The sequence below is a fragment of the Mesorhizobium sp. M1A.F.Ca.IN.022.07.1.1 genome, assembly GCF_003997575.1.
Lineage (GTDB): Bacteria > Pseudomonadota > Alphaproteobacteria > Rhizobiales > Rhizobiaceae > Mesorhizobium.
The window spans coordinates 1-12,068 of sequence record NZ_RZST01000179.1 but is presented as its reverse complement, the minus strand read 5'-3'; the positions used below and the strand labels follow the sequence as shown (position 1 = coordinate 12,068).

General features: G+C 62.9%; 16 protein-coding genes and 1 pseudogene. 5 read left to right on the top strand and 12 right to left on the bottom strand.

Annotation, left to right across the window (positions count from 1 at the left end; genetic code table 11):
* Positions 1-216: 216 nt before the first annotated feature.
* Together EOA75_RS19670 and EOA75_RS19665 are read left to right on the top strand one after the other, a co-directional pair.
* Positions 217-534 (top strand): annotated as a pseudogene (locus EOA75_RS19670) (ABC transporter ATP-binding protein); the annotation flags it as partial.
* Positions 535-886: 352 nt separating this feature from the next.
* Complete coding sequence (locus EOA75_RS19665) at positions 887-1,063, top strand: hypothetical protein (protein WP_127324943.1); 177 nt, start codon at positions 887-889, stop codon at positions 1,061-1,063.
* A 108-nt stretch (positions 1,064-1,171) separates the two neighbouring features.
* On the opposite strand, the gene EOA75_RS19660 is transcribed toward EOA75_RS19665, so the two are convergent.
* The 9 genes from EOA75_RS19660 to EOA75_RS19620 form a co-directional block, all read right to left on the bottom strand.
* A complete protein-coding gene (locus EOA75_RS19660; protein WP_067320133.1) occupies positions 1,172-1,426 on the bottom strand; it encodes a hypothetical protein in 255 nt (84 codons plus the stop codon).
* Between the two features lie 208 nt (positions 1,427-1,634).
* Positions 1,635-2,438, bottom strand: a complete 804-nt coding sequence (locus EOA75_RS19655) for a DUF72 domain-containing protein (RefSeq protein ID WP_066992436.1) — start codon at positions 2,436-2,438, stop codon at positions 1,635-1,637.
* Between the two features lie 30 nt (positions 2,439-2,468).
* The gene (locus EOA75_RS19650) at positions 2,469-2,933 is read right to left on the bottom strand and encodes a GNAT family N-acetyltransferase (RefSeq protein ID WP_066992439.1); all 465 of its coding nucleotides are present in this window, start codon (positions 2,931-2,933) and stop codon (positions 2,469-2,471) included.
* Between the two features lie 35 nt (positions 2,934-2,968).
* Positions 2,969-5,890 carry an excinuclease ABC subunit UvrA gene (uvrA, locus tag EOA75_RS19645; RefSeq protein ID WP_127324942.1) on the bottom strand — a complete coding sequence of 974 codons (2,922 nt, stop codon included), beginning with the start codon at positions 5,888-5,890 and terminating at the stop codon, positions 2,969-2,971.
* A 749-nt stretch (positions 5,891-6,639) separates the two neighbouring features.
* Positions 6,640-6,906 (bottom strand): hypothetical protein, encoded by a 267-nt coding sequence (locus EOA75_RS19640; protein WP_245466679.1) that lies wholly within the window; start codon positions 6,904-6,906, stop codon positions 6,640-6,642.
* Positions 6,907-6,987: 81 nt separating this feature from the next.
* Positions 6,988-7,593, bottom strand: a complete 606-nt coding sequence (locus EOA75_RS19635; RefSeq protein WP_066992448.1) for an ATP-dependent Clp protease proteolytic subunit — start codon at positions 7,591-7,593, stop codon at positions 6,988-6,990.
* Positions 7,594-7,616: 23 nt separating this feature from the next.
* Complete coding sequence (locus EOA75_RS19630; protein WP_127324941.1) at positions 7,617-8,108, bottom strand: SRPBCC domain-containing protein; 492 nt, start codon at positions 8,106-8,108, stop codon at positions 7,617-7,619.
* On the bottom strand, positions 8,105-8,419 hold the full coding sequence (locus EOA75_RS19625; RefSeq protein ID WP_067319753.1) for a metalloregulator ArsR/SmtB family transcription factor: 315 nt from the start codon (positions 8,417-8,419) through the stop codon (positions 8,105-8,107). Before EOA75_RS19625 ends, EOA75_RS19630 begins: the two co-directional genes overlap by 4 nt.
* A gap of 44 nt (positions 8,420-8,463) precedes the next feature.
* Entirely contained in the window at positions 8,464-8,781 is a 318-nt protein-coding gene (locus EOA75_RS19620) for a cupin domain-containing protein (protein WP_082953686.1), read from the bottom strand.
* Between the two features lie 257 nt (positions 8,782-9,038).
* On the opposite strand from EOA75_RS19620, the gene EOA75_RS19615 reads away from it, so the two are divergent.
* From EOA75_RS19615 to EOA75_RS19605, 3 genes are all read left to right on the top strand, one after another.
* Positions 9,039-9,554 (top strand): single-stranded DNA-binding protein, encoded by a 516-nt coding sequence (locus EOA75_RS19615; protein ID WP_127324940.1) that lies wholly within the window; start codon positions 9,039-9,041, stop codon positions 9,552-9,554.
* A gap of 34 nt (positions 9,555-9,588) precedes the next feature.
* Entirely contained in the window at positions 9,589-9,987 is a 399-nt protein-coding gene (locus EOA75_RS19610) for a DUF2306 domain-containing protein (RefSeq protein ID WP_127324939.1), read from the top strand.
* Positions 9,988-10,091: 104 nt separating this feature from the next.
* Complete coding sequence (locus EOA75_RS19605) at positions 10,092-10,517, top strand: OsmC family protein (RefSeq protein WP_067319759.1); 426 nt, start codon at positions 10,092-10,094, stop codon at positions 10,515-10,517.
* Positions 10,518-10,534: 17 nt separating this feature from the next.
* Here EOA75_RS19605 and EOA75_RS19600 read toward each other — a convergent pair whose 3' ends face one another.
* The 3 genes from EOA75_RS19600 to EOA75_RS19590 form a co-directional block, all read right to left on the bottom strand.
* Positions 10,535-11,164: a MarC family protein gene (locus EOA75_RS19600; protein ID WP_066992466.1), complete on the bottom strand. Its 630-nt coding sequence runs from the start codon at positions 11,162-11,164 to the stop codon at positions 10,535-10,537.
* Between the two features lie 91 nt (positions 11,165-11,255).
* Complete coding sequence (locus EOA75_RS19595; protein WP_127324938.1) at positions 11,256-11,633, bottom strand: VOC family protein; 378 nt, start codon at positions 11,631-11,633, stop codon at positions 11,256-11,258.
* Positions 11,626-12,068, bottom strand: a 443-nt coding sequence (locus tag EOA75_RS19590; protein ID WP_245466678.1) for a hypothetical protein, incomplete at its 5' end; no start/stop codon positions are given. The genes EOA75_RS19595 and EOA75_RS19590, both read right to left, overlap by 8 nt.

Genomic DNA, 12,068 nt, shown 5'->3' with positions numbered 1-12,068 from the left:
GTGCCGGCACGGAGACGAGATTAAGCATTGGGCATTTTATGATTTGGGCAAAATCTAGGCAGAGCTGCGCAACGTTTTCTCAAACCCAGGGTGCTTGATCGGCGTCGTTTTATTCGCTTCTCAAGCGCTAAACGTTTGTATTTATGACTATTTCTCCTGATCCCCGCATGCGTCCGCGTTTGGCACGTCGCTTGCAACCAAGTTTGATGAGATCGGATCGTCAACCATCACCGGTTGCCGAGCGGAAGGGTTGCCTTCGAGGGGAAGGCGCTCGACCGGAGCGCGGCGTATGACCGCGCCCGGTCGGGCATCGCATCGTGCCGCAGGGCAGGAAGATCTCTCCGCTGCTCACGGTCCTCGAAAATCTGAAGTCCGGCTTCGCGCCGCTTCAGCGCGGCGACCGCAACATTCCTTCGCATGTCTTCGAGGTGTTTGCGGTGCTGAGGCAGATGCCTTCGCGGCGCGGCGGCGACCTGTGCGGTGACCAGCGGCAACTCGCCACTCGGGCGGGCGCTGGTGATGCGGCCGAAGCTACGCACGCCGTCGCCGGTCTCGCGATGCAGAATAGATTCCTCGTGCGGACGCCTAGATCATTGCTGATTATGCACCGTTGATGACGCTTGCTAGTAACGGAATGGATCCTTGGGTCTTCGCTTCGGTTCGCGTCGTTACGCGGAAGGATGACGAAGTGTTCGACGGCTCTGTGTGGCCATTAGCGCATGCTAGTCTTTCCATGGCCTTGGTGAGTCGGGCTCTTTCCGTATCAGTCGAGATGAAGGGGATGGCGCGGGCTCCGCCCGCAAGGTCCGCGCAAGCAAGCTCGCCTAGCTTTCCCCGCAGTGATTGTCGGTCGATGCGTCCAACAAAAGCTTGCCAGGGGAAGGCGATGGAACGTTTTGTCGAGGACTATCAGAAGCGGCGACTGACCGAGCGCGTCGATATCATGACGGCGATCAACATCCTGATGTCGCAGGGCTACGACGAGGATGATCTGCTCGGCGAAATAACCAAGGTTTTTTACGTTGACCTCGACGCCTATAACGAAGTAATCGAGCACCATTGACGGCCTGAGCAGCAAGACTTCAACCGTTCCGGAATTGCTCTGAGCTTCAAGCGCAGCGGTGGATGTCGAGCACGCGGCTGCGAGCGAAGACTCCGACATTCCGTAAGGTCAGAGGACGAACACCGACAACAGCAGTATGATGCCGACCGCCATCATCACCAGACCTGGCCAATTCTGAGACAGGCCGAGGAAACGGAGTCCGCGTCGCCGCGGCTCCAGTGTGGGGCCTGGTGTTGCCAGGTTCGGCGCCGGACGGTCCGGCGCTGTAGATGCCGGGTCACTCAGGCGTCCGCGCCTCAAAGTGGCGCCTGCCATGTAGACGACGCCTGCGATGGTAAGCAACGCACCGAGGATGACGGTCATCTTCCCTCGCTCCTTTCCGACGCTGCGGGATGTGGCGAGCGTTTCGCGAGGTCGCCGTACCGAATCTTTCGGCGAGATCACCCTCCGCCGACCTCGCGATCGGCTGGGACAGAACGGTCAACATGGCCAGCAGGTTCCGACAAGCCAACCGCCGACGGCGTTCCGCGCCGGGCAAACTTCCGGCGTTCCAACAAAGAGCCGCGGCAGTTTAGGCCGCCACCCGCTTCATCAGCGCCATGGCACCGAAGGGCGCACGCACCTTGCCCTCGCTTATGAAATAGGCGAACACGTCGCGCGGCTTGACCGGCGCGTCGGTCTTGGGATCGGCGCGCGGCAAATCGGCCGGCTGCCTGCCTTCCGCCCAGGTCTTGACGCGGCCCGCCCATTCGTCGAGCCCTTTCGGCGTGTAGCAATCGGGATTGTCGTCGCTGCCGGTTTGCAGGCGGGCATAGACGAAATCGCCGGTGACGTCGGCGATCGCCGGATATTTGGCGTGGTCGGCATAGACGATGGCGGCATTGTATTTGCGCGCCAGAGCCGGAAATTCCGGGACAATGAAGCTGTCATGCCGCACTTCGAGCGCATGGCGCAGCGGCACGCCGTCCTGCTTGTCGGGCAGCAGCTTCAGGAAGGCCTCGAGATCGTCCGCATCGAACTTCTTTGTCGGCGCGAACTGCCACAGGATCGGTCCCAGTTTGTCGCCGAGCGCGACAATACCCGAGCCGAGGAAGCGCATTATCGATTCCCCGGCCTCGCCGAGCACGCGGCGGTTGGTGACGAAACGGTTGCCCTTGAGCGAAAAGACGAAGCCGTCCGGCGTATCGTTCGCCCACTTGACGAAGGTCGGCTCCTTGAAGCTGGAATAATAGGTGCCGTTGACCTCGATGCTCGGCACCTGGCGGCTGGCATAGTGCAACTGCTTGGCCTTGGCTAGCTTGTCCGGATAGAAGGAGGTGTCCCAGGGCTCGAAGGTCCAGCCGCCCATGCCGGAGCGGATCTTTCCTTGGCTCATCGTCTTCCTCCTCCGAGTTTTGAATGCGGCTCAGGCTGCTTTGTCGACCGGCTTGGCCATGTCGACCAATATCCATCCTGGCCGGTAAGGGTTGGCGCGGCGACCCGTTTCCCGATAGCCGTAAGCCGAATAGAGCGCGATGTTCCGCTCCATGCGCGAATTGGTGTAGAGCCGCACCTCCGGCACGCCCCATGACCGCGCCTGCTCGTCGGCGAAGTCGAGCAGCGCGATGCCGAGTTTCCTGCCCTGGAAGGCCGGCGAAACGGCAACGCTGAAGATCATGGCATGATCGTCGTGCCGCTCGAGGACAAGCAGCCCGGCCAGATCGGAACCATCCTCCAGCAGCCAGACCTCGCCGCGCGCAATGCGGGGCGCATAGTCCTCGGTCACCGGGATCGGCGGCGCGCCGAACAGGGCGGTGTAGGGGGCGTAGGCGTCCGTGGTTATCGCGACGACAGCTTGGAGATCACCTGCAAGCGCTTGCCTGATCTTCATTTGAGACTGTTCCAAACGCTTGCCGACCCACTTGCTCACTCGGCCGCTTCGCGCTTGCCCCCGGGGCGCCGCTCCAGAAGCTCCTTCAGGAACTGGCCGGTGTAGCTGCGCTTTTCGCGCACGATCGCTTCCGGCGTGCCGGAGGCTACCAGCTCGCCACCGCCGTCGCCGCCCTCGGGGCCGAGGTCGAGCACCCAGTCGGCGGTCTTGATGACTTCGAGGTTGTGCTCGATCACCACCACCGTGTTGCCCTGGTCGACCAGCTCATGCAGCACTTCCAGAAGCTTGGCGACGTCGTGGAAATGCAGGCCGGTGGTCGGCTCATCCAGGATGTAGAGCGTCTTACCGGTCGCCTTGCGCGACAGTTCCTTGGCCAGCTTGATGCGCTGCGCCTCGCCGCCGGACAGCGTCGTCGCCTGCTGGCCGATATGGATGTAGCCGAGCCCGACCTGCTTCAGCGTCTCCAGCTTGTCGCGCACACCGGGCACCGCCGAGAAGAACTCGACGCCTTCCTCGACCGTCATGTCGAGCACGTCGGCGATCGACTTGCCCCTGAACAGCACGTCCAGCGTCTCGCGGTTGTAGCGCTTGCCATGGCAGACGTCGCAGGTGACGTAGACGTCGGGCAGGAAGTGCATCTCGATCTTGATGACGCCGTCGCCCTGGCACGCCTCGCAGCGGCCGCCCTTGACGTTGAAGGAGAAACGGCCCGGCTGATAGCCGCGCGCCTTAGCCTCCGGCAGACCGGCGAACCAATCGCGGATCGGCGTGAAAGCGCCGGTATAGGTGGCCGGGTTGGAGCGCGGCGTGCGGCCGATCGGCGACTGGTCGATATCGATGACCTTGTCGAGGAACTCCAGGCCCTCGATGCGATCATGCTCGGCCGGATGCTCGCGCGAGCCCATGATGCGGCGTGAGGCCGCCTTGAACAGCGTCTCGATCAGGAAGGTCGACTTGCCGCCGCCGGAGACGCCGGTGACGCAGGTGAAAGTGCCGAGCGGGATCTCCGCCGTGACGTTCTTCAAATTGTTGCCGCGCGCGCCGATGACCTTGATACGCCGGTTCTTTTTCGCCTCGCGGCGCACCGCCTGCGTCGCGACCTCGAGCTCGCCCGACAAATACTTGCCGGTGATCGAGGCGGGCGTCGCCATGATCTGCTGCGGCGTGCCTTGCGCGATGATCTCACCGCCATGGATGCCGGCGGCCGGGCCGATATCGACGACATAATCGGCATGCAGGATCGCGTCCTCGTCATGCTCGACGACGATCACCGTGTTGCCGATGTCGCGCAGGTGCTTCAGCGTATCGAGCAGGCGGGCATTGTCGCGCTGGTGCAAACCGATAGACGGCTCGTCCAGGACGTAGAGCACGCCCGTCAAGCCTGAGCCGATCTGCGAGGCCAAACGAATGCGCTGGCTCTCGCCGCCCGACAGCGTGCCGGAATTGCGCGACAACGTCAGATAGTCGAGGCCGACATCGTTCAAGAAACGCAGGCGCTCGCGGATTTCCTTCAGCACCCGGACGGCGATCTCATTCTGCTTTTCGTTGAGCTGCGCCGGCAGATCGGTGAACCACCGGTCGGCCTTGCGGATCGACAGCTCCGTGACCTCGCCGATGTGCCTGCCGGCGATCTTGACTGAGAGCGCTTCCGGCTTCAGCCGGTAGCCGTTGCAGGCGGGGCAGGGGGTGGCCGACATGAAGCGCTCGATCTCCTCGCGCATCCAGGCCGATTCCGTTTCTTTCCAGCGTCGGTCGAGGTTGGGGATGACGCCCTCGAAGGTCTTGGTCGTTTTGTAGGACCGCAGGCCGTCGTCATACTGGAAGGTGATCTCGCGCTCGCCCGTGCCGTGCAGCACGGCCTGCTGCGCCTCGGCGCTCAGATCCTTGAACTTGTCGCCGAGCTTGAAGCCATAGGCCTTGCCCAAGGCCTCAAGCGTCTGCGCGTAATAGGGCGAGGTCGATTTCGCCCACGGGCTGATGGCGCCGTCGCGCAGCGAGACATTCTCGTCCGGCACAATGAGGTTGGCGTCGATGGCGCGCTGGCTGCCGAGGCCGTCGCAGGTCGGGCAGGCGCCGAACGGATTGTTGAAGGAGAACAGCCTGGGCTCGATCTCGGGAATGGTGAAGCCGGACACCGGGCAGGCGAATTTTTCCGAGAACATGATGCGCTCATGCGTCTCGTTCTTCGACTTGTTGACCGAGTCCTCGCCCGTCCGGCTGGCGTCGAGCGGCTTGTCGGCGAACTCGGCCACCGCAAGCCCGTCGGCGAGCTTCAGCGCCGTCTCCATCGAATCCGCAAGCCGCGTCGCCAGATCGCCGCGAACTACGATGCGGTCGACGACCACGTCGATGTCGTGCTTGTATTTCTTGTCCAGCGCCGGCACGTCGGCGATCTCGTAGAAGACGCCGTCGACCTTGACGCGCTGGAACCCCTTCTTCTGCAGCTCCAGAAGTTCCTTGCGGTATTCGCCCTTGCGGCCGCGCACGATCGGCGCCAGCAGGTAGAGACGCGTGCCCTCGTCCAGCGCCAGCACGCGGTCAACCATCTGGCTGACCGTCTGGCTTTCGATCGGCAGGCCGGTGGCCGGCGAATAGGGAATGCCGACGCGGGCGAAGAGCAGGCGCATATAGTCGTAGATTTCGGTGACGGTGCCGACTGTCGAGCGCGGGTTGCGCGACGTCGTCTTCTGCTCGATCGAGATGGCGGGAGACAAGCCGTCGATCTGGTCGACGTCCGGCTTCTGCATCATTTCCAGGAACTGGCGGGCATAGGCCGAAAGGCTTTCGACATAGCGACGCTGACCCTCGGCATAGATGGTGTCGAAGGCAAGCGACGACTTGCCGGATCCCGACAGGCCGGTCATGACGATCAGGCTGTCGCGCGGCAGGTCGAGATCGACGTTCTTGAGATTGTGTTCGCGCGCGCCGCGAATGGAAAGATATTTTTGGTCGGCCATCGCCGGTCGCCGCCTCAGGTCTGGAATTTGCTGGATTGGCGGGTTTGTCCCGGCCATCCCCTATGTAGGTAATCTCGTCGCCGCGTCGAGAGACGCCACAATCTCGACCAAAGCGTTTAACCGCCTTTCGCGCGAGCGGGCAAGCGGAAAGAACAAAGGCCGAACACCCTCCTGACAAAGCGCTGTGGAAACAGCGGCTGCAAAAACCGTCGCGACCGATCAGTCGAAGGCATTCGACTTACCTGGACGTAACCTCCGATCGATCACATTTTTCTGTAACCGGCTCTTCAACGGTTGACGTCCCGGACCCATGGGGGCAGTCTCAAAGGCGTCAACGAAGCCGGCCGTCTGTCGATGGCCTCGTCACCCAGAGGTGGCCTGCGAGACGCCGCAGGCTTCAGCGATTTGCGCTTCGGACGACATTGCCACAACGGACCAGGAGCGGAGCATGACGCCACCGGACAGTCCCTTGAGGCTCCACGAAGCGATGGAGCCGCGGCGGGCATAGTGCCAGGGTAGGCGTGAGCGCCACCCGAAAAACGTGACCTGCCGATTCCTACAATCAGAGACCATAGTCGGATCGTCGGCTGAAAGCCGCGTTGCATCCGAAACAGAACGCCGGCAGTCCACTCCCGGCTAAAATTGGGTTTCAGATCCATGAAAGCCCCGTCCACCTGCGGAAGCAGTGGCGGGGCTTGCATTTTGCGAGTCGAAGGTCCGTCGCCGGCGTCCGCAATGCGGGGTAAGCTTCAGTGGTTGGGAGGCCTGATGGCGCCCGTTGCCATGTCGATGGTTATGCTACCCGAAATCCTGACATCGGTGTCGCCGATCTTGAACGTGCCGTTGCTGCCGGCTGGCAGTGAGTCGTCAGGCTCGGGCTGCGGCGCGGGCTTGGCGATACGGTAGTCGCTGCTCACGCCGGGCAGTTTTTGTGTCGAATTGTCGTCGGCAAAAGCGGCGGTGCCGACCGCAAGCACGCCGGCGACTGCGACAACGGCAAAACCCAGATTCGTCAAGGAACGCGCTCGGATCATGCGCGAACTATAGAGGCGCGCCGAAGGCGAGGCCAGATGCGCCGCAATCAATTTGCCGCGCGGTCAGGCCGCCTTCTTGCGCGTGTCGTAGACATGGTCGACGAGCCCCCAGGCCTTAGCTTCCTCGGCGGTCATGAAATAGTCGCGGTCGAGCGTGCGCTCGACCTCGTCATAGGTCCGGCCGCAATGCTTGGCGTACAGCTCCGTCATGTGGCGCTTGGTGCGCAGGATGTCCTCGGCGTGGCGCTGGATGTCGGAGGCCTGGCCCTGGAAGCCGCCCAGCGGCTGATGCAGCACGATCCTGGTGTTGGGCAGCGCGATGCGCCGACCGGGCGAGCCCGCCATCAACAGGAATGAGCCCATCGAGGCGGCAAAGCCCATGCACACCGTCGACACCGGGCAGGAGATGTACTGCATGGTGTCGTAGATGGCGAAGCCGCTGGTCACCACGCCGCCCGGCGAGTTGATGTAGATCGATATCTCCTTGTCGGGATGGTCCGATTCCAGCGACAGGAGCTGCGCGCAGACCAGCGCCGACACGCCGTCATTGATCTCACCGTTGATGAAAACGATGCGTTCGCGCAGCAGCCGCGAGAAAATGTCGAAGGCGCGTTCGCCGCGGCTCGACTGCTCGATCACCATCGGCACGAGATTGGCAAAGGCGCTCATCGCAGATCTCCTCGGTTCTTTGGTCAAGCCGCGCGCAGCATCATGCTTGGCGCGTTGGCGGCAGCTGGGCTCTTGCGCGCGTGGAGCGAAATCCCGCAGCCGGCGCCGGAAACGGCGACGACAGGTTGCGCGACCGTCGCGAAACCATCATGGACGATGCTGAGATGCGTGCCGCCGGAAACCGTGCGCGCGAGCGTGAAGGTGACAATGCTGTCGAAGATGGGGCCGTCGAATGCCGGTAGCCGGTCGGCAGCGTCCACGCCCGGTCGCTCACGCCAGGAATAGCGCAGCAGCTTGCCGGGCTCGGCCTCGAGCACTTCGCACTCGATCGGCGCGTTTGGTCCGGCAAAGGCAAAGCGCTCACCGATCGCTGGCTTGATGTCGTTGGGCATCAGCCAAGCGGCGAGCAGTTCCGGCTCGGTGAGCGCCCGCCAGACTTTTTCCGGCGGATCGGCAAGCTCGCATTCGAAGCTGAGCGGCGCGTTGGCCGCTGCTGGGTGTTTGGTAATCGTCATTGGTCCATTTCCTTCAGAACCCTCTTCAAACGCTCGATGCGCTCCGGCCAGAAGGCGCGGTAGCGTTCGATCCAGCCGAGCAAGGGATCGAGCCCTTGAGGGTCGGCGCGGTAATAGGCGTTGCGGCCCGCGCGCCGCTCGATCACCAGTCCGGCGCCGCGCAGCACGGCAAGATGCTGCGAGACGGCCGGCTGCGACACGCTCACGCCGGCGCGCAGCTCGGACACCGTCAATTCGCCGGCCGCGAGCCGCTCGTAGACGGCCCGGCGTGTCGGATCGGCCAGGGCCCGGAAAATCTCTGCTTCGATCATGCACAAAGCATAAGTCGATACTTATTGGTTTGGCAAGCGCCGTTTTAGGCCGTCCAGCGTCTCACCGGCTCCGCCGCTCCGTCGAAGCTTGCCTCGAAGATTGGCGATGCGAGCACGGCATGGATGTGAAGCGTGCCGGAAGCTACGTTTCGAAAGCCATGCTTACGGTGCGCGGGAATGATCAGGGACTGCCCGGCGGCAAGCACGGCCCGTCGGTCGTCGACCCACATTTCGGCTTCGCCGGCAATCACCGTCAGTACTTCCTCGACTTTGTGCGCATGCGTTGGTGCGCCGCTACCCGGTCCGACCCACTGCTCGAATATGCAAAGGCCCGCCGCGCCATTGGCGGCGGCAACATGCATGCGGGTTTCGACCCCGGCGCGCCACGTTTCGCGCGGCTGATCCTCATGCGAAACAACGTTCATTCCGATATCCCCCTTGTTTCCTGCCCAGGAATACTACCTGTTGCTGACATTCCTTGACAGAAACAGCGGTCAAGACTAGAACGAACAGAGAACAAAAACATTGTGGGAAAAGCCAGCCTTCGCGGGCATGGGCGAACCGCAGGCTGTAAGGTGAGCGACTTAAAATTTGTTTCGGATGAGCGCGGAGAAGTACGATGGCGGGTAGCGTCAACAAGGTCATTCTGGTCGGCAATCTCGGGGCGGACCCTGAAATCCGCCGCCTGAATTCGGGCGACCCGGTCGTCAACATCCGCATCGCCACGTCCGAAAGCTGGCGCGACAAGAATTCCGGGGAGCGCAAGGAAAAGACGGAGTGGCACAATGTCGTCATCTTCAACGACCAGCTCGCCAAGGTGGCGGAGCAGTATTTGAAGAAGGGCATGAAGGTCTATGTCGAGGGCCAGCTGCAGACGCGCAAATGGCAGGACCAGACCGGCAACGATCGCTACACGACCGAGGTCGTACTGCAGAAATTCCGTGGCGAGCTGCAGATGCTCGACGCGCGCGGCGAAGGCGGCGGCCAGGTCGGCAGTTATGCCGGCGGCAACAGCCGGGGTTCCGATTTCGGCCAGTCGGGTCCGAACGAAGGCTTCAGCCGTGGCGGCGGTGGCGGTTCCAGGGGCGGTGGCGGTGGTTCATCGCGCGAGCTGGATGACGAGATTCCGTTCTGAAGGTCTCGCAATCGTCGTTTGAGGGGAAGGCGCGATGTCGCTCGGATCGTTGCTGACAGCGCCTCCTCCCATTCCATGGCACGCGTTCGCCGCCTTCGCCGCGCTGGCGATAGGCGGGGCGCAACTGGCATTGCCGAAAGGCACGACACGCCACCGCGTCTTGGGCTATGCCTGGGCAGCGCTGATGCTGGTCGTCGCCGTCTCGAGCTTCTGGATCCAGCAGATACGCCTGATCGGGCCGTTCAGCCCGATCCACATCCTGTCGATCCTGGTGGTTGTCACCGCCCCGCTGGCGGTCTGGTATGTGCACACCCATAAAGTGGCCGCGCATCGCAGCGTCATGATCAAGCTCTACCTATTTGCGCTGATCGGCGCCGGCATCTTCACGTTGGTGCCCGGCCGCATCATGCACACGGTCGTATTCGGCCAATAAACAATTTCGAGCGAAAGTGCGCCGCGGTTTTCCGTCCGGAATTGCCTATAGTTGATAGTTGCGGCGATAGTCCGCTTGCAAAGCAGCGTCTAAGGAAGATCATCGTGAAAGCACGCGTCAAATGGGTTGAGGAACGCACCTTTGTCGGCGAGTCCGGCAGCGGTCACAAAGTCGTGCTGGGCACGGCGCGTGGGCCGGAAGGCCGGACGCCAGGGCCGAGCCCAATGGAGCTGGTGCTGATCGGCACCGGCGGCTGCTCGGCCTATGACGTGGTCCATATCCTCGAAAAAGGTCGCGAGGCGGTCGAGGACTGCGTGGTCGAGCTGGACGCGGATCGTGCCGAGACGGAACCGCGCGTCTTCACCCGCATCCACATGCATTTCATCGTCAAGGGTCGCGCGATGTCGCACGACAAGGTGAAAAGGGCGATCGACCTGTCGATCGAGAAATACTGCTCGGCCACCGCGATGATGGCCAAGACGGCGGCCGTCACGCATGATTTCGAGGTGGTCGATACAGCAGTGAAATAAGGCAGTAGGGATGCTGCTCAGGCAGCCATCAGCGCCCTGACGCCGTCGGCGACGAACTGCACCGCAAGCGCCGCCAGGATAACGCCGAGCAGCCTCGTCAGGATCGAGCGGCCGGTCTGGCCGAGGATGCGGTCGATGCGCTCTGCCAGCACGAACACCAGAAAGGTGAGCACAAGACAGATCGCGATGATGCCGACCAGCGCCGCTTGCGCGGCAAAGCCCTCGAAGTGTCCTGACAGCAGCACTGTCGCCGATATCGCGCCGGGACCGGCGATCAGCGGGATCGCCAGCGGAAAGGCGGCGATGTTGTGGATCATGTCCTTGGTGATGGCGACGTCGCCGATCTTCTCCTTGCGGTCCTGACGGCGCTCGAACACCATTTCGAAGGCGATGAAGAAAAGCAGGAAGCCGCCGGCGACGCGGAAGGCCGGCAGCGTGATGCCGAACACCGACAGGATCGACGCGCCGGCGACGGCGAACAACGCCATCACCAGAAAGCCGATCACCGAAGCTCGCACCGAGACTTGCTGGCGCTCGTCCCGGTTCATGCCACGCGTGACGGCGAGGAAGAGCGGTGCCAGCCCGGGCGGATCGATGGTCACCAGGATGGTGACGAAGGCGTTGAACAGGGTGTCGAAGCTCGGCATCGCTGGTCCCCTCCCGCCTGGCGAAGCCCAAGCCCTGCATTCGTAGAGCAAAGCGGGAGCGGTGGGAACAGGACGGGAGGATTTCAGCCGGCTATTCAGCTTTGTTGCAATAAGCCTCGAGCCGGTAGCCGTCAGGGTCGATTACGAAGGCGGCGTAGTAGTTGTCGCCATAGGCGGCGCGCAGGCCGGGCCGGCCATTGTCCTTGCCACCCGCAAGCAAGGCCGCCGCATGGAAAGCGTCGACGCCGGCGCGTGTCGGTGCGGCAAAGCAGAAATGCAGGCCGGAGTCCGCGTCGGCCGGGACCGGCCGGCCGGCCTCATTGACCCAGAGTTCTACGGTCCTGGCGCCGTAGCCGAGCGAGCCGGGTGACTGGCTGAGGCACGAGTAGCCGAGGGGCTCAAAAGCGGCGTCGTAGAAGCGTTTCGAGGCGTCGCAGTCGCGGACGCCGATCGAGATATGGTCAAGCATCCTTTTCTCCATGATTAAGGTGGTTGATCGGTCGGGCTGGAGTCGAGCGCCGCGCCAGGAACTCGACCTCCTTGCGCCAGGTTTTGCCGCCGTCATGCGAACGCTCGCCAAGCCAGCGGAAGGCGTTCTCGGTGATGTGCGAAAAGCTCCAGCGCACCGAGGAGCCGATGCCGTCGGCGCCGATCTGCACGATTGTGTCGCCTTCGGCGCGGCCGAGCTGGCGGCTGTAATACTGGTTGCGCGGATCGCTCCAGAAGATATGCCAGGCGTCCGCGCCGGGGTCGTAGACGCGCAACGTCGTGCCGTAGAAGGTCCATGGCCCGAGAGAGGCTTGCACCCCGGCATTCCGCGCCGGCAGAATCCAGACGTCCTGGACCGCCTTGCCCTCCAGAACCCAGCCGAAATGCACCTCGCCGCGCCCAGTGAGCCTGGTGC